We start from the raw sequence: 16,707 nt of genomic DNA, 5'->3' as shown, positions 1-16,707 counted from the left end.
ATGGCGGTCGTCATCCCGGCGCGGGTGGCCACCGCCATGCGCATCTCGGCGATCAGGCCTGCCCCGACCCCGGCGCTCCGGCCCACCCGCCCCCGTCCCGCTTCGCCCGCACCCCCCCCGCCCCGCTCGGAGTCCGCGCCCGGATGCGCATGGCGGTCGTCATCCCGGCGCCGGTGGCCACCACGATGCGCATCTGGGCGGGAACCGGCGGAGGGCGGGGCTTCGGGGCAGGGCAGCGGTCGGGGCTCCGGGAGAGGCAGGAGGGCGGGGCTCCGGGAGAGGCAGGAAGGCGGGGCTCCGGCGGCGGAGGGCGGGGGCTCCGGAGGGCAGAGAGCGGGACGGGCAGGGGCGGGGCGGCGCTCGGGTCGCCGCAGGTCGGCGGCACGCCTAGCGTCGTGATCATGGCGGAGGAGACCGCGGGACCGGCCAGCACCACGATCGTCGTGATGGGGGTGTCCGGCTCCGGCAAGTCCACCGTCGCGGCCGAGCTCGTGTCGCGGCTGGGGTGGGACTTCGCCGAGGGCGACGAGTTCCACCCACCGGAGAACGTCGAGAAGATGCGCGCCGGAACCCCGCTCGACGACGACGACCGCTGGCCGTGGCTGCGGCGGCTGGCGGAGTGGATCGGCGGTCACGAGGCGGCCGGGACCTCCGCCGTCGTCACCTGCTCGGCGCTCAAGCGCAGCTACCGCGACCTGCTGCGCGACGGGCACCCGTCGGTGTGGTTCGCCCACGTCACCGCCGACCCCGAGCTGATCCGGGGGAGGGTCGAGCAGCGGCAGGGGCACTACATGCCGCCGTCGCTGCTGCAGAGCCAGCTGGCCACGCTGGAGCCGCTGCAGCCCGACGAGGCCGGCGCGGAGGTCTCCGGCGCCGGCGACGCCGGGGAGGTCACCGACGCGGTGCTCGCCGCGCTGGGCGACCGCGCCCGCTCGGGTGAGGAGGCGTCGTCGTGACCGTGCTGGCCGACCCCGTGCTGGCCGACACCGTCGCGCACACCGACAGCGCCGCCCGGCTGGTGATCGCCGCCCTGCTGGGCATCGCGGCGGTGGTCCTGCTGATCACCGTCCTCAAGGTGCACCCGTTCATCTCCCTCATCCTCGGGTCGGCGGTGCTCGGCGTCGTCGCCGGCGTGGGCGCCGAGGACATCGTCACCAGCTTCACGACGGGCTTCGGCAGCACGACCGGCAGCGTGGGGCTGCTCATCGCCCTCGGCGCGATGATCGGCGCGCTGCTCACCCACTCCGGCGGCGCCGACGGCATCGTGAACCGCATCGTCGACCGGGTGGGCCCGCGGGCGCTGCCCTGGGCGATGGGCGGGGTGGCCGCGCTGATCGGCATCCCGCTGTTCTTCGAGATCGGCGTGGTCCTGCTCATCCCGATCGTGCTGCTGGTGGCGCGGCGCAGCGAGCAGCCCGTGCTGCTCGTCGGCATCCCCGCGCTGGCCGGGCTGTCGGTGCTGCACGGGTTCGTCCCGCCGCACCCCGGGCCCCTCGTCGCGATCTCCAGCCTGGACGCCGACCTCGGGCTGGTGCTGCTGTTCGGGTTGATCGTCGCCGTCCCCGCGGTGGTCATCGCCGGACCGCTGTTCGGCTCGCTCATCGCCCCGCGGGTGGCCGTCGCCCACCCGCAGCCGCTGGTGCCGGCTGGCCGCGAGACCGGCAGCACCGGCTCGGCGGGCACCGGACCCGACGAGGAGCACCCCGAGCGGGACCTCGGCCAGCCGGGGGACGACGACGGGGACGGGCCGTGGCCGACACGCAGGCCCTCGTTCGCCGCGACCGTGCTGACGATCCTGCTGCCGATCGTCCTCATGCTGGTCCGCGCCGTCGTGGAGCTCACCGTCGACGACCCGGACAACGGGCTGCAGCGGGTGACCGACGTGCTCGGCAACCCGCCGGTGGCGCTGCTGATCGGGTTGCTCGTCGCCATGGTCACCCTGGGGACGGCGGTCGGGTTCGGCCGTGACGACCTCAACGTCCTCACCGGTGGGGCGTTGCCCGCGATCGCCGGCATCCTGCTGATCGTCGCCGCCGGCGGCGGGTTCAAGCAGCTGCTGGTGGACTCCGGGGTCAGCGACCTCATCGCCGACTGGGCGCAGGGCGCGAGCTTCTCCCCGCTGGTGCTCGGCTGGCTCGTCGCCGTCGGCATCCGGCTGGCCACCGGCTCGGCGACGGTCGCCACCATCACCGCCGCCGGCATCGTCGCGCCGCTGGCCGACGGGCTGGACTCGCCGACCGTCGCGCTGCTCGCCCTGGCCGTCGGAGCCGGGTCGCTGTTCTTCTCCCACGTCAACGACGCGGGCTTCTGGCTCGTGAAGGAGTACTTCGGCATGACCGTCGGCCAGACCATCGCCAGCTGGTCGGTGATGGAGACGATCATCTCGGTGGTCGGCCTGCTCGGGGTGCTCGCCCTGTCGGTCGTGGTCTGAGGGGGCCCCGGCCGGTGGCAGCGGGTGACGGGGGCGGTTCCTGGGTAGAGCAACGCCATCGAGCGTCGCCCACCCGAACGGAAGGCGGTCCCATGGAGATCATCGGAGTACTCGTCGCGGGCCTGATCATCGGCCTGCTCGGCAAGTTCGTCGCGCCCGGCGACCGGGACAACATCCCGCTGTGGCTGACGGTCATCTGTGGCATCGGCGGCGTGCTCATCGGCTACTACCTCGCCGCTGCCCTGGGGGTCGAGGCCACCAAGGGGATCGACTGGATCCGCTGGATCATCAGCATCGCCGTCGCGGCCGTCCTGGTCATCATCGCGGCGACGGTGACCGGCCGGCGCTCGCGCCACCGGGTCTGACCTCCGCCGCACGACGCGTCGCGGCCCCGGCAGCCGAGCACCGGCTGCCGGGGCCGCGGCCTGTCCTGGGGCGGGTCGCCCCGACCGGGGGAACGCCCAGCCGTTCACCGGTGGTCTTCCCTACGCTGCCGCCGTGACCACCGACCGGCCGGCCCGCGCGTCCGACGTGCACGAGATCGCCGCGGCGATGCCGCACGTGACCGTGGTGCGCGGGTCCCGCGGCAACGACGTCTACCAGGTGGGCGGGAAGTCGTTCGTGTTCTTCCGGACGCCGCGACCGGACGCCGTCGACCCGGCGACGGGGGAGCGGCTGACCGACGTGATCGTGCTCTGGGTCGAGTCGGAGGCCGAGAAGCTGGCCCTCGTCCAGGACGAGCGGACGCCGTTCTTCACCACGCCGCACTTCGACGGGCACCGCTCGGTGCTGGTGCAGGCCTCCCGCCTGGGGGAGATCAGCCGGGCGGAGCTGGCCGAGGTGGTGCAGGACGCGTGGCTGTCGCAGGCCTCGGCGCGCCGGCGGTCGGTGTGGCTGGCCGAGCACGGCGCCGGCCACGAGGAGCAGCGGTGACGCGGCGGGCGAGCGCCCCGTCGGCGGCGGCAGCGGCCCTGCTGGGTGGGGCCGCCGTCCTGCACGCCGTCTGGGCCACCGGCTCCGCCTGGCCGGCGCGGGACCGGCGCCGGCTGGCCGAGCACGTGGCCGGGACCGAGGAGTTCCCGGCCCCGGCCGCGTGCCTCACCGTCGCCGGCCTGCTCGCCGGGGCGGCCGCGGTGGTGGCGCGCCGGGCACCGGGGCCGCCGGCGCGCGCGGCCCGGGCGTGCGTCGCGGGGGTCTTCGCGGTCCGCGGCGTCGCCGGCATGGGTGGCGCCACCGGCGCGCTCGTGCCCTGGACGCCGTCCCCGCGCTTCGTCGAGCTGGACCGCCGGTTCTACGGCCCGCTGTGCGCCACCGTCGCCGCGCTGGTGGTCGCCGGCACGCCCCGCTCGGGTCGCTGAGCGCCGGGCACCGATCAGTTCCCGGGTCCCCGCCGGTCGGACTGCCGACGCCGGACGGGGAGCAGGAGGACGCATGCGCAAGGTCGTCGTGCACATGATGCTGTCGCTGGACGGGTTCTTCGAGGGCCCCGGCGCAGACCTCGGCTGGCACTGCGTCGACGAGGAGGTGCACGCGGAGTTCAACCGGATGCTGGCCACGCAGAGCCTGTTCATCGAGGGCCGGGTCACCTACGAGCTGATGGAGGCCTTCTGGCCGCACGCCGACGAGGACCCGGAGAACCCGCGGACGATGCGGGAGTTCGCCGGCATCTGGCGGTCGGTGCCGAAGCTCGTGTACTCCCGCACGCTGCGCGAGGTCGGCCCGAACGCCGAGCTGCGGTCAGAGGTGGACGCCGACGAGATCCGCGCCCTGAAGGAACGGCCCGGCGGGGACATGACCCTCGGCGGGGCCGACCTGGCGCAGGCCTTCCGCCGCCTGGACCTCGTCGACGAGTACCGGCTGTACGTCAACCCGGTCGTCATCGGGCGCGGACGGCGCCTGTTCGAGCCCTCCGACGACCGGACGGACCTGGAGCTGCTCGGGACGCGGAGCTTCGGCAACGGGCTCGTCGAGCTGCGTCACGCCGTCCGCCGGGACCGCTAGCCGCCGCGGGCCGCCGGACCGGCGACGTGATCGTCACCGGCCGGCTCCGGGACGCTCCCTCATGTACGAACTGCCGGCGGTGCTAGCCCTTCGCGGCAGCCCACCCGCGCTCGTAGGGGGCGAGGAAGCGGGTCGAGAGGGTGACGCGGCGGAACAGCCACTCGTCACCGGAGCGCACGTACTCGTCCTCGTAGGTCCCCGCCAGCCACATCGCGTGCTGGCCGGTCGGGTCGGTCGCCGCCTGGAGGAGCAGCCAGTGCCCGGTGGCGCTGTCGGCGTCGGCGGCGACCTCGATGCGGGGGTTGGTGACGTGGTGGATGGCGAAGGACAGCGTCGACGGCATGGTCGAGAAGAACCGGCCGATCGCCTCGCGGCCGTGGTGCACGCCGAGGACCTCCCCGCCGTCCCAGACCGCGTCCTGCGTGAACAGCGCGGCGAGCGGGTCGGCCGGGTACCCGCTGTCGCACAGCTCGCAGTACCGGGCCTTCAGGTTGCGGATGGCCTCGGCGGCCTCGAGCCGGGCGATCCGCGTCTCGAGCGTCACGAGGCGGCCGCCTCGCCCTCGTCGGTGATGAAGCACAGCACGCGCAGCTCGATGCTGCGGCGGTCCGGCGTCCCCTCCGGCGCGGCCGGGTTGGTGAACGCCGCGTGCGGGCAGCCCCGGCCGATCACGCCTGCGGTGTCGTAGGTCTTCATCAGCAGCACCTCGTCGGGCGACATGTCCGAGAAGTACGACCAGCGCTGCTGCGGGGACGCGGCCACCTGGTAGACGGAGATCCCGATGTCGTGCCAGCTGTACCCCTCGTGGCCGTAGCCGTAGAGCATCGTCTCCAGCAGGTCGTCGGCCGTGACGGTCCGCGCGTCGCACAGCGCGAGGGGCGCCCGGTCGGGCGATCCGAACAGCGGCCGCCAGAAGTTGAGGACGACGACGCGGCTGGCGCCGGCCGGTTCGGTGTGGCCGTGCAGCGCGAGGTAGTCGGTCCAGGTCGAGCTGTCGGTGTAGTCCATGTGCACGCCGGAGACGTAGCCGCCGCCGGCCTCCTGGGTCGTGATCACGTCCTGCTGGGCCGTCCCGCCGCCGCCGATCTGGCGCCCTGGCTCGCGGATGATGTGGTCGAACGTGAAGGCGTGCGAGGCGCCGGTCAGCTCCCGCGCGAGGTCGCGGCACTCCCGGTAGTAGGTGTCGATCACCTCGCTGCTGTCGTACCAGTTCCGCACCGCGCTCGGACGGCGGACCAGGGTGTAGCCGGTCGTGTCCAGGCCCGGCGTCTCGGGGGCGTGCCGGGCGTCGGTGATCGTGCACTCGACGAGCTCGGTCGTCGCCCCTCCGCCGCTCGGGTCGACCGTGCGCAGGTCGATCTCGACCGGCACCATCTGCTGGGCCGGTGCGAGCAGGCTCCGGGAGAAGAAGCCGAGGGGTGCAGTCACGCTGGGGGCGGTCATCGCGTCCTCATCCGTCGTCGGGCGGGCGCGGTCGCCGGCCTCCTCCCGGGAGGCCGAGGCCCTGCTCGCCGATGCTCCTGGTCGACGCCGCCGTGGCCGGCCGGCGCTTCGGGCGGACAGCGCGTGGCGGGTGAGGGCGACGACGGAGGAGCCCCGGACGAGGCCTCCCCGCCGGCGGAGTCGAGGCCGGCGCTGCAGTACACGGGTGGGCTCGACGGGGATCGCCCGCGAGCGCCAGTGGGTCATCTGATCGCGTTGGGCCGAGCCAATCGGCGGCGTCCCGACGTGTCAAGGCCCCCGCGTCAGGAGACGGCGAGTCCTCCCCGTGTCCGCTCCCCGCCATCTGTCCTGGGCCCGGCGTGCGTCGACAGGGAAGGCGGTGCGCACCTCGAGAGCGGGCGGAGTCGTCAGGCCCCGGCGTCCTCGCGTGACGCTCGCGCCAGCCGTTCGACGAGGTCGTCCGGGATCGGGTTGCGCAGCGAGAAGGTGACGCCGGTCTTGGTCGCGTTCAGGCCGGCGGCCGCGATCTCTCCTGCAAGGGCGGAGATGGCGGCCGGCAGGACGTAGAACCCGCACTGCTTGCTGAAGGCCGCGTAGCTCGCGACGACCGAGCCGCCGATGCTGAACCCCGGCATGTTGTAGGCGACGATCTCCTGCGCCTCGGGCAAGGCGCGGGCCAGTACCGCGCGCAACCGCTGCAGCGAGGGCTGGAAGGGCTCGGGCGCCGCAGCGATGTAGGCACCGTGGGCGTCCGCCGTCGTCATGGCTGCGTCGCCCTCCCGGAGCCGGCGGCCCACTCATCGAGACGTGGAGGTCGGCGATGTGGCAGAGGCGCGTCCGAGCGCTCCACCTGGTGTGGACTGGTGGAGCGGGTGACCGGGATCGAACCGGCATGGCCAGCTTGGAAGGCTGGGGCTCTACCATTGAGCTACACCCGCGAGGTGCCGGGCCAGCGTAGCCGGTCCCGCTCTCCGCCCCGGACCGCCGCCCCGAGGGCTCGTCCTGGGCTCGCGAGAGGCAGGGGGCAGAGGGGCGGTCGCCTAGACTCGGCCCCGCCACGGGGTGTGGCGCAGCTTGGTAGCGCACCTGCTTTGGGAGCAGGGGGCCGCAGGTTCAAATCCTGTCACCCCGACCGCCGCCCCGGCACCGTCCCCGACGTCTCTAGACTCGGGGGTCGAACGCGCGTCGTCCGTCCCGCCCGACGCGCCCTCCGTCTGCGACACCCGAGGAGCACTGCGCTGTGAAGAGCACCATCGAGGAACTGGGCCCCACGCGGGTCCGGATGGCGATCGAGGTGCCCTGGGGGGACCTGGACCACGCCTTCGGTGAGGTCTACAAGGAGCTGCGCAACCAGGTGCGCATCCCCGGCTTCCGCCCGGGCAAGGTGCCCAACCGCATCCTCGACCAGCGCGTCGGCCGCCCCGCGGTCCTCGAGCAGGTCGTGAACCACGCGGTGCCGGAGGTCTACTCCGAGGTCGTCCGGGAGAACCAGGTCCGCGTCATCGGCCAGCCCGACATCGAGGTGACCAAGCTCGAGGACAACCAGGTCCTGGAGTTCACCGCCGAGGTCGACGTCGCCCCGCAGCTGGAGCTGCCCGAGCTCGACGCGCTCGCCGTCTCCGTCGACGACGTCGAGGTCACCGACGAGGAGATCGACCAGCAGGTCTCCGTCATGCGCGAGCGCTTCGCGATGCTCAACGCCGTCGAGCGCGCGGCCCAGGACGGCGACTACGTCTCCATCGACCTCGAGGCCAAGCTCGACGGCGAGGTGCTGGAGGACGGCACCACCAGCGGCATGTCCTACGAGGTCGGCTCGGGCCAGCTCATGGAGGGCCTGGACGACGCGATCCGCGGCCTGTCCGTCGACGAGGCGAAGACCTTCGAGACCGCGCTCCTCAACGGCCCGGACGCCGGCAAGACGGCCGAGGTGACCGTGACCGTCCGCTCGGTCAAGGAGAAGGAGCTGCCCGAGCTCGACGACGAGTTCGCCTCCACCGCCAGCGAGTTCGACACCCTCGCCGAGCTGCGCGACGACGTCCGCAGCCGCCTGTCGCGCACCAAGGTGCTGCAGCAGGGCGCCCAGGCCCGCGACAAGCTGGTCGAGCACCTGCTGGAGACCGTCGAGGTGCCGCTGCCGGAGAACCTGGTCGAGCGCGAGGTCGAGTGGCGCAACAACGCCATGAGCCAGGAGCTGCAGAAGGCCGGCATGGACTGGGACGGCTACCTGCAGATGTCGGGCGTCGAGGACCGCGAGACCTACGACGCCGACCTGCGCAAGAACGTCGAGGAGGCGGTCAAGACGCAGTTCGTCCTCGACGCCGTCGCCGACGCCCGCGAGGTCACCGTCGACAACGACGACCTCTCGGCGCAGATCATGGCCCAGGCCCAGCGCGCCCGGATCAGCCCCGAGCAGTACGCGCAGCAGCTGCAGCAGGGCGGCAACATCGCCGAGTTCGTCGCCGACGTGCGCCGCACCAAGGCCCTGGCCCAGCTGCTGGAGCAGACGACCATCACCGACGCCTCGGGCAACACCGTCGACCTCGACGCGCTGCGCCCGAAGACGGTGCAGGCCGCCGCGCCCGCCGCCGACGCCGAGGACGAGGCCGACGAGGACGCCCCCGACGCCGAGGTGGCCGACGCCGCCGCGGTCGAGGCCGCCGAGGGCGCGGTCGAGGACACCGAGGACGTCAAGAAGGTCTGACGGAGGACCCCGTCCTCCTCCCGCCACGCTCCGCGCGGCGCGAGCCTCGGGACGGGGCCGAGAACGAGCCGACGCCGTCCCACCCCCGCTGCGGGGTGGGGCGGCGTCGTCCGTTCCGGGCCGCGATCGTCCGTTCCGGGCCGCGATCGTCCGTTCCGGGCCGCGGTCGGCGGGCCCGGCCGCTGCGCCGAGGGCGAACACCCCGCCGGGCGGGACTCCTGCCCGCGGGTGCCGCGTTAGGGTCGACAGGACTCAGGCGAGCACCGGGGGAGACCCCTCCGGGCGGCGCGCCCCCGGGCCCCGCACCACCCCGACCCACCCACTCCAGACCGACTGTCCGACCGTCCAACGGAGGTCACACCACCCGTGAGCACGCACCCGAACCAGGTCGCCGCCCCGCAGCTGCGCGGCGCGGCCGGGGGGATGAACCTCAACGACTCGGTCTACGAGCGGCTGCTGCGCGAGCGCATCATCTTCCTGGGCACCCAGGTCGACGACGTCATCGCCAACCAGCTGGCCGCGCAGATGCTGCTGCTGTCGGCCGAGGACCCCAAGAGCGACATCCACCTGTACATCAACTCGCCCGGCGGCTCGGTCAGCGCCGGCATGGCGATCTACGACACGATGCAGTTCATCGACTGCGATGTCGCCACCTACGGCATGGGCCTGGCCGCCTCGATGGGCCAGTTCCTGCTCACCGCCGGCACCAAGGGCAAGCGCTACGCCCTGCCGCACGCGCGGATCATGATGCACCAGCCCTCGGCCGGCGTCGGCGGCACCGCGGCCGACATCGCCATCCAGGCCGACCTGTTCCGCCGCACGAAGAAGGAGCTCAACGAGCTGCAGTCCTTCCACACCGGGCAGAGCGTGGAGCAGATCGAGAAGGACTCCGACCGCGACCGGTGGTTCACCGCGGCCGAGGCCCTCGAGTACGGCTTCGTCGACCACGTCGTCAGCCGCGCCGCCATGACCGACAGCGCCAACCCGGTCACCGACAACTGAGCACGCGAGGACTGACGACCATGAGCGGTTTCCAGCTGCCCTCCAGCCGCTACATCCTCCCCTCCTTCGTGGAGCGGACGAGCTACGGCATGAAGGAGAGCAACCCGTACAACAAGCTCTTCGAGGAGCGGATCATCTTCCTCGGGGTGCAGATCGACGACGCCTCGGCCAACGACGTGATGGCCCAGCTGCTGACGCTGGAGTCCACCGACCCCGACCGCGACATCACGATCTACATCAACTCGCCCGGCGGCTCGTTCACGTCGCTGATGGCCATCTACGACACGATGATGTTCATCCGCCCGGACATCCAGACGGTGTGCATGGGCCAGGCCGCCTCGGCCGCCGCGGTGCTGCTGGCCGCCGGCACCCCCGGCAAGCGGCTGGCGCTGCCCTACTCCCGCGTGCTGATCCACCAGCCCTCCGGCGAGGCCGGCGGCCAGGTGTCGGACCTGGAGATCCACGCCGCCGAGATCGAGCGGGTGCGCACGCAGATGGAGGAGATCCTCGCCCGGCACACCGGCCGGACGGCGGAGCAGGTCCGGGCCGACATCGACCGCGACAAGATCCTCACGGCGACCGAGGCCAAGGAGTACGGCCTCGTCGACCAGGTCATCCAGAGCCGCAAGCTCAACAGCCTGCCCGCCAGCGCCTGAGTCACGTCCCTCCGGTACGGGCCGAACCGTCGCGTCCGGCGGCGTCGGCCCGTACCGTCGGGGAGTCCCCTCCCGGGGGCGCAGTGCACAGGGGGTCGCCAGTGCCGAGTGCGACGACAACGGCCCTCCGGGGTCCGGCGCACGGGGGCGTTGGTCCCCCGGGGCGTCGTTCCCGGCGGGTACGGTCGACCAGCGCCCGATCCCCGGCCGGCAGCGCCGGGAGGAGAGCCTCGCGGCGCACCGCGGGGGCGAGCACGGGCAGTCAGGCAACACAGCGGGTCCGCACGGCGACGGGCCTGATCCACCCGATCTGGAGGTCAGCAGGTGGCACGAATCGGTGAGAGCGGTGACCTGCTCAAGTGCTCGTTCTGCGGGAAGAGCCAGAAGCAGGTCAAGAAGCTCATCGCTGGCCCCGGGGTCTACATCTGCGACGAGTGCATCGACCTCTGCAACGAGATCATCGAGGAAGAGCTCTCCGAGTCCTCGGACCTGAAGTTCGACGAGCTGCCCAAGCCCCGGGAGATCCACGACTTCCTCGGGCAGTACGTGATCGGCCAGGAGACCGCCAAGCGGGCGCTCGCCGTGGCCGTCTACAACCACTACAAGCGGGTGCAGGCCGGCGGCGGCAGCCGTGACGAGGGCGTCGAGCTCGCCAAGTCCAACATCCTGCTGATGGGCCCGACCGGGTGCGGCAAGACCCACCTGGCGCAGACCCTGGCGCGGATGCTGAACGTCCCGTTCGCCATCGCCGACGCCACCGCGCTCACCGAGGCCGGCTACGTGGGCGAGGACGTCGAGAACATCCTGCTCAAGCTCATCCAGGCCGCTGACTACGACGTGAAGCGCGCCGAGACCGGCATCATCTACATCGACGAGGTCGACAAGATCGCCCGCAAGAGCGAGAACCCGTCGATCACCCGCGACGTGTCCGGCGAGGGCGTGCAGCAGGCGCTGCTGAAGATCCTCGAGGGCACGACGGCGTCGGTGCCGCCGCAGGGTGGCCGCAAGCACCCGCACCAGGAGTTCATCCAGATCGACACGACGAACGTGCTGTTCATCGTGGGCGGCGCGTTCGCCGGGCTCGAGAAGGTCATCGAGCAGCGGGTCGGCAAGCAGGGCATGGGCTTCGGCGCCGAGATCCGCAGCAAGAGCGAGGTCGACGAGGCCAACGCCTTCGCCGAGGTCATGCCCGAGGACCTGCTGAAGTTCGGGATGATCCCCGAGTTCATCGGCCGGCTCCCGGTGATCACCGCGGTGCAGAAGCTCGACCGCGACGCGCTGATCAACATCCTCACCGAGCCCAAGAACGCCCTGGTGCGCCAGTACCGGCGGCTGTTCGAGCTCGACGGCGTGGACCTGGAGTTCTCCGACGACGCGCTCGAGGCCATCGCCGACCAGGCGATCCTCCGGGGCACCGGCGCCCGCGGGCTCCGCGCGATCATGGAGGAGGTGCTGCAGTCGGTCATGTACGAGGTCCCCAGCCGGGACGACGTCGCCTCCGTGGTGATCACCAAGGAGGTCGTGCTGGAGCACGTCAACCCGACGATCGTGCCCCGCAAGCCCACCCGCACCCCACGCGAGAAGTCGGCGTAACCACCCGGACTCCTCGACGAGCCCGTCCCCGACTGCCGGGGGCGGGCTCGTCTGCGTCGGCGGCCGCCCGAGCGTGTGCGCTGAGGCCGCGAGAGGAGCCCGGTTCCGCGGCCTGGGCGCACACGCTCGCCGCGCCGCCGTCCACAGTCACGCCGCCGTCCACAGTTGCCTGCACCCGCCCCACCCGGCCCGGCGCAGCGCCCAGGGTCGGCGCATGGCGCTCGACATCGCGAGCGTGGTGGGACCCTCCGGGTGGGCCACCTGGGAGGAGCTGACCGCACGGGTCGACCGGGGGACGGTGGCCCGCTGGGTCGGCTCCGGCCGGCTCGTCCGCCTGCAGCCGGAGGTGTACGCCCTCCCGGCGGTGGCCGGTGACTGGCGGGTGCGGGTCGCTGCGGCCGTGCGGGCGTGCGGCGGGGTGGTGAGCCACGGGTCGGCGCTCGCGCTGTGGGGCCTCGCGGACCCGGTCGGGCCCGTGCACCTCACCGTCGACGTCCGCCGCAGCGGTCGGGGCAGCCAAGGTGTCGTCCTGCACCGCAGCCGGGACGTGGTCTCGTCGATCCGCCGGGTGGAGGGCCTGCCCGTCTCCTGCCCCGAGCGAGCGCTGGTCGACGTGTGGGGGAGCGCCCGGGGCCCGGCCCGCCAGGACGCGCGCGCGGCCACCATCACGGCCGTCCGCCGGCGGATGTGCGGCCCGCGCGACCTGCTGTCCGAGATCGAGCGCCGTCCCTGCCTGCCCGGGCGGGCCGCGCTCGTGCGGCTGGTCGGCCTGCTCGCCGACGGGTGCCAGAGCGAGCTGGAGATCTGGGGGTGTCTCGAGGTCCTCGGGGCGCCGGGCATGCCGCGCTTCCGGCAGCAGCACCGGATCACCGTGGCGGGCGAGTCGTTCGTGCTGGACGCGGCCTACGAGGAGGTGCTCCTCGCGGTCGAGATGGACGGCGCGGCCTTCCACGGCTCGCGGGAGCAGCGGGAGCGGGACATCCGCCGCGACGCCCTCGCCGCGACCATCGGCTGGCAGACGCTCCGCTTCGGCTTCCGGCGGATGACGCAGCGCGCCGACGAGTGCCGGCGCGAGATCCGGATGGTCCACGACGCGCGCCGCCGCCTCCTCCTCCCCGGCCGTGTGCGCTGACGCCGCGTTCCGGGCCCCATCCCTCGGCCTGAGCGCACACGCTCGGCGGCGGTCGGCGGTCGGCGGTCGGCGGCGGTCGGCGGTCGGCGGTCGGCGGGGCACGATCCGGCGTGGCACATTCGGAGGGGTGCGGTTGCTGACCTCCCTCCCCCAGCAGGCGCGGGAGGCGTTCCGGGCCCGCGTCTCCGGTGACCCGACCGGGGCTCCCGACTGGGTGCGCGACATCGCCCGGGTCGGCACCGGCCCCGGCTGGTTCGAGCCGGACGGCGTCGTCTGGCGGGTGCACGGCGACCTGTCCACGCTCGTCGGCGGTGTCGCGGCGCTGCTGGGCCAGGGCGCGCACCCGCTCGCCCTGGCCGGCGTCCAGCGGCACTCGGCCTACCGCGAGGACCCGTGGAAGCGGCTGGCCGGCACCGCCCGCTGGCTGGTGGTGAGCACCTTCGGCTCGGCCGAGCTCGCCGGGCGGGAGGCGAGCCGGGTCCGCGGCATGCACACCCGGGTCCGGGGGAGCATCCGCGGCCGCCCGTACTCCGCGTCCGACCCGGCGCTGCTGCGCTGGGTGCACCTGGCCTTCACCGACGCCTTCCTCGCCGCCCAGCAGGCGGTCGGCACCGACCTGACGCCGCGCTTCGGCCGCGCCTGGCCCGACGCCTACGTGCGGGAGTGGGCGCGCGCGGCCCGGGAGCTCGGCGCCACGGACCTGCCGGCCACCGCGGCGGAGCTGGCCGAGGCGCTGGCCGGGTACCGCCCGCAGCTGCGGCCCGTGCCCGACCACCTGCGAGAGTTCCTCGCCGCCCCGCCCGGTCTGAGCGCGCCCGAGCGGCTGGTCTACCGGGGCCTGTCCGCCGCGGCGGCCCACGTCGTCTCCCCGGCCGTCGCCGCCTGCGCCGGGGTGCCGGGCCGGACCGGGAGCGCCCTGAGCACCGGCCAGCTCGCCATCACCCGCGCCCAGCTGCGCGTGCTGCGCCTGACGCTGGGCGGGTACAGCCCGTCGGAGGAGGCGGCGCGCTGGCGGCTCGGCCTGGGCCCGGCGCCGTCCTGGGCGCGGGAGGACGCCGCCTGAGACCGACCGTGTGCGCTGACGCCGCGGAACCGGTCCGATCCCGCGGCGTCAGCGCACACGCTCAGCGGCGGGTCAGCCCTCCGCGGCGACCGGGGCCAGGACGACGTCCACCGACAGCGGCCCGTCGCCGGGCACGACCGACAGCGACGCGATCCGCCCGGCCGAGGCCAGGTCGACCCGCCCGGCCTCGACGAGCTCGACCTGCGCGGCGGGCGCGGTCACGGTCGCGGACTCGACGTCGGCCCGCATCGACTGCTTCGCCTCGGACTTGGCCTTGCGGACGGCGGCCAGCGCCTCGGCGACCACGGTGACCACCGCCGGGTCCCCGCCGGACGGCAGCTCGGAGGCGACCGGCCACGCCGCGCGGTGCACCGAGCCGGCCTGCCACCAGGACCAGACCTCCTCGGTGACGAACGGCAGCACCGGGGCGAACAGCCGCAGCTGCACCGACAGCGCCAGCGCCAGGGTGGCCTGCGCCGACCGGGCGGCGTCGTCGTCGCCGTACGCCCGGGACTTCACCAGCTCGACGTAGTCGTCGCAGAAGCTCCAGAAGAACGCCTCGGACACCTCGAGCGCGCGGGTGTAGTTGAACGCCTCCAGCGCGGCGGTCGCCTCGGTGACCACCGACGCGAGACCCGCCAGCAGGCCGCGGTCGATCGGCTCGGTGACGGCGTCGGCCCCCGGCGCGGACGAGGCGCCCAGGCCCAGCACGAACCGGCCGACGTTGAGGATCTTCATGGCCAGCCGGCGGCCGACCTTCATCTGCGCCTCGTCGAACGGCGAGTCCGCGCCCGGGCGCGCCCCGGCGGCCCGCCACCGGACGGCGTCGGTGCCGTAGCGCTCCAGCACGTCGATCGGGGTGACGACGTTGCCCTTGGACTTCGACATCTTCTTGCGGTCGGGGTCGACGACGAAGCCCGAGATCGTCGCGTGCGACCACGGCACCGCCCCGAACTCGAAGTGCGACCGGACGACGGTGGAGAACAGCCAGGTGCGGATGATGTCGTGCGCCTGCGGCCGCTGGTCCATCGGGAAGACCTTCGCGAACAGCTCCGGGTCGGTGTCCCAGCCCGAGGCGACCTGCGGCGACAGCGACGACGTCGCCCAGGTGTCCATGACGTCGGGATCGGCGACGAACCCGCCCGGCACGCCGCGCTGCTCCTCGGTGTAGCCCTCCGGCACGTCGGAGGACGGGTCGACGGGCAGCGACGACTCCGGCGCCAGGATCGGCTCGTCGTGGACCGGCTCGCCGGAGGCGTCCAGCCGGTACCAGACCGGGAACGGCACGCCGAAGAAGCGCTGGCGGCTGATCAGCCAGTCGCCGTTGAGGCCCTCGACCCAGTTCTCGTAGCGGTGCCGCATGTGGTCGGGCACCCACTGGATCTCCCGGCCGCGGGCCACCAGCGCCTCGCGCAGCTCGGGGGAGCGGCCGCCGTTGCGGATGTACCACTGCCGCGTGGTGACGATCTCCAGCGGGCGTTCGCCCTTCTCGAAGAACTTCACCGGGTGCGTGATCGCCCGCGGCTCGCCGTCCAGGTCGCCGGACTCGCGCAGCATCTCCACCACCCGCTGCTGGGCGCTGAACGACGTCTTCCCGGCGAGCTCGGCGTACACGTCGGCCGGCACGCCGTCGGGCGCGTCGGCCACGAACCGGCCGTCCCAGCCGATGACCGCGCGGGTGGGCAGCTGCAGCTCGCGCCACCAGGTGACGTCGTTGAGGTCACCGAAGGTGCAGATCATCGCGATGCCCGAGCCCTTGTCCGGCTCGGCCAGCCGGTGGGCGACCACGGGCACCTCGACCCCGAACAGCGGCGTGCGCACGGTCTGCCCGAACAGCGGCTGGTAGCGCTCGTCGTCGGGGTGGGCGACCAGCGCGACGCAGGCCGGCAGCAGCTCGGGCCGGGTCGTCTCGATGTACACCGGGCCGGCCTGCCCGGAGAAGGCGACCCGGTGGTAGGCGCCGGGGCGCTCCCGGTCCTCCAGCTCGGCCTGGGCGACGGCGGTGCGGAACGTGACGTCCCAGAGGGTCGGCGCCTCCTGCGCGTAGGCCTCGCCGCGGGCCAGGTTGTGCAGGAACATCCGCTGCGCGGTGGCCCGGGAGGACTCCGAGATCGTCCGGTAGACGATGTTCCAGTCGACCGACAGGCCCACCCGCCGCCACAGCTGCTCGAAGGCCCGCTCGTCCTCCTCGGTCAGCCGCTCGCACAGCTCGACGAAGTTGCGGCGCGAGACCGGCTGCTGGTCCTTGCCCGGCTTCTCCGGCGGCGTGAAGTCCGGGTCGTAGTGCAGCGACGGGTCGCAGCGCACGCCGTAGTAGTTCTGCACCCGCCGCTCGGTCGGCAGCCCGTTGTCGTCCCAGCCCATCGGGTAGAACACGTGCCGGCCACGCATCCGCTGGTAGCGGGCGACGATGTCGGTGTGGGTGTAGCTGAACACGTGCCCCACGTGCAGCGACCCGCTCGCGGTCGGCGGCGGGGTGTCGATCGACCAGATCTGCTCGCGGGGTGCGGCCAGCGCGGCCGCGCGGTCGAAGGCGTAGGTGTCCGCCGCGGCCCAGCGGGCCGTCCACTTCTCCTCGAGCCCGTCCAGCGTGGGCTTCTCGGGTACGCCGGCATCGGCTCCCGGGGCAGCGGTGTCCGGGGTGCGGATGTCGGTGGTCATGCCCTTCATCCTAGGAACCGCCCG

16 protein-coding genes and 2 tRNA genes are annotated in these 16,707 nt (G+C 73.3%); 13 read left to right on the top strand and 5 right to left on the bottom strand.

Going from position 1 to position 16,707, the window contains the following annotated elements; translation table 11 throughout:
• Positions 1-401 precede the first annotated feature (401 nt).
• From ACI781_RS05810 to ACI781_RS05785, 6 genes are all read left to right on the top strand, one after another.
• On the top strand, positions 402-956 hold the full coding sequence (locus ACI781_RS05810) for a gluconokinase (protein ID WP_456565128.1): 555 nt from the start codon (positions 402-404) through the stop codon (positions 954-956).
• Complete coding sequence (locus ACI781_RS05805; RefSeq protein WP_456565127.1) at positions 953-2,431, top strand: GntP family permease; 1,479 nt, start codon at positions 953-955, stop codon at positions 2,429-2,431. Before ACI781_RS05810 ends, ACI781_RS05805 begins: the two co-directional genes overlap by 4 nt.
• Before the next feature lie 92 nt (positions 2,432-2,523).
• Positions 2,524-2,796 carry a GlsB/YeaQ/YmgE family stress response membrane protein gene (locus ACI781_RS05800; protein WP_456565126.1) on the top strand — a complete coding sequence of 91 codons (273 nt, stop codon included), beginning with the start codon at positions 2,524-2,526 and terminating at the stop codon, positions 2,794-2,796.
• A 133-nt stretch (positions 2,797-2,929) separates the two neighbouring features.
• Complete coding sequence (locus ACI781_RS05795; RefSeq protein ID WP_456565125.1) at positions 2,930-3,364, top strand: MmcQ/YjbR family DNA-binding protein; 435 nt, start codon at positions 2,930-2,932, stop codon at positions 3,362-3,364.
• Positions 3,361-3,789 (top strand): DUF3995 domain-containing protein, encoded by a 429-nt coding sequence (locus ACI781_RS05790; RefSeq protein ID WP_456565124.1) that lies wholly within the window; start codon positions 3,361-3,363, stop codon positions 3,787-3,789. The genes ACI781_RS05795 and ACI781_RS05790 overlap by 4 nt, the downstream gene beginning before the upstream one ends.
• Positions 3,790-3,862: 73 nt before the next feature.
• Positions 3,863-4,432 carry a dihydrofolate reductase family protein gene (locus ACI781_RS05785; protein ID WP_456565123.1) on the top strand — a complete coding sequence of 190 codons (570 nt, stop codon included), beginning with the start codon at positions 3,863-3,865 and terminating at the stop codon, positions 4,430-4,432.
• Positions 4,433-4,514: 82 nt separating this feature from the next.
• On the opposite strand, the gene ACI781_RS05780 is transcribed toward ACI781_RS05785, so the two are convergent.
• From ACI781_RS05780 to ACI781_RS05765, 4 genes are all read right to left on the bottom strand, one after another.
• Positions 4,515-4,976: a nuclear transport factor 2 family protein gene (locus ACI781_RS05780; RefSeq protein ID WP_456565122.1), complete on the bottom strand. Its 462-nt coding sequence runs from the start codon at positions 4,974-4,976 to the stop codon at positions 4,515-4,517.
• Positions 4,973-5,875 carry a CmcJ/NvfI family oxidoreductase gene (locus ACI781_RS05775; protein WP_456565121.1) on the bottom strand — a complete coding sequence of 301 codons (903 nt, stop codon included), beginning with the start codon at positions 5,873-5,875 and terminating at the stop codon, positions 4,973-4,975. The genes ACI781_RS05780 and ACI781_RS05775 overlap by 4 nt, the downstream gene beginning before the upstream one ends.
• A gap of 407 nt (positions 5,876-6,282) precedes the next feature.
• Positions 6,283-6,639, bottom strand: a complete 357-nt coding sequence (locus tag ACI781_RS05770; protein WP_456565120.1) for an iron chaperone — start codon at positions 6,637-6,639, stop codon at positions 6,283-6,285.
• Positions 6,640-6,739: 100 nt separating this feature from the next.
• A tRNA-Gly gene (locus tag ACI781_RS05765) sits at positions 6,740-6,813 on the bottom strand.
• A 120-nt stretch (positions 6,814-6,933) separates the two neighbouring features.
• On the opposite strand from ACI781_RS05765, the gene ACI781_RS05760 reads away from it, so the two are divergent.
• The 7 genes from ACI781_RS05760 to ACI781_RS05730 all read left to right on the top strand — a co-directional run bounded on the left by ACI781_RS05760 (position 6,934) and on the right by ACI781_RS05730 (position 14,022).
• Positions 6,934-7,007: transfer RNA gene (locus ACI781_RS05760), tRNA-Pro, on the top strand.
• 108 nt (positions 7,008-7,115) lie between these two features.
• Positions 7,116-8,576, top strand: a complete 1,461-nt coding sequence (tig, locus tag ACI781_RS05755) for a trigger factor (RefSeq protein ID WP_456565119.1) — start codon at positions 7,116-7,118, stop codon at positions 8,574-8,576.
• A gap of 366 nt (positions 8,577-8,942) precedes the next feature.
• Positions 8,943-9,578 (top strand): ATP-dependent Clp protease proteolytic subunit, encoded by a 636-nt coding sequence (locus ACI781_RS05750; protein ID WP_456565118.1) that lies wholly within the window; start codon positions 8,943-8,945, stop codon positions 9,576-9,578.
• A 20-nt stretch (positions 9,579-9,598) separates the two neighbouring features.
• The gene (locus ACI781_RS05745; protein WP_456565117.1) at positions 9,599-10,234 is read left to right on the top strand and encodes an ATP-dependent Clp protease proteolytic subunit; all 636 of its coding nucleotides are present in this window, start codon (positions 9,599-9,601) and stop codon (positions 10,232-10,234) included.
• Between the two features lie 324 nt (positions 10,235-10,558).
• Positions 10,559-11,827 carry an ATP-dependent Clp protease ATP-binding subunit ClpX gene (clpX, locus tag ACI781_RS05740; protein WP_456565116.1) on the top strand — a complete coding sequence of 423 codons (1,269 nt, stop codon included), beginning with the start codon at positions 10,559-10,561 and terminating at the stop codon, positions 11,825-11,827.
• A 214-nt stretch (positions 11,828-12,041) separates the two neighbouring features.
• On the top strand, positions 12,042-12,959 hold the full coding sequence (locus ACI781_RS05735; RefSeq protein ID WP_456565115.1) for a DUF559 domain-containing protein: 918 nt from the start codon (positions 12,042-12,044) through the stop codon (positions 12,957-12,959).
• Positions 12,960-13,086: 127 nt separating this feature from the next.
• Complete coding sequence (locus ACI781_RS05730; protein ID WP_456565114.1) at positions 13,087-14,022, top strand: oxygenase MpaB family protein; 936 nt, start codon at positions 13,087-13,089, stop codon at positions 14,020-14,022.
• A gap of 72 nt (positions 14,023-14,094) precedes the next feature.
• Here the strand turns inward: ACI781_RS05730 and valS are convergent, their stop codons facing one another.
• Complete coding sequence (gene valS / locus ACI781_RS05725) at positions 14,095-16,683, bottom strand: valine--tRNA ligase (RefSeq protein WP_456565113.1); 2,589 nt, start codon at positions 16,681-16,683, stop codon at positions 14,095-14,097.
• Positions 16,684-16,707: the final 24 nt, after the last annotated feature.

This window comes from Blastococcus sp. SYSU D00695 (assembly GCF_054050555.1).
Note: the sequence above shows the minus strand (reverse complement) of the source record. Positions and strands in the feature narration are given on the sequence as shown.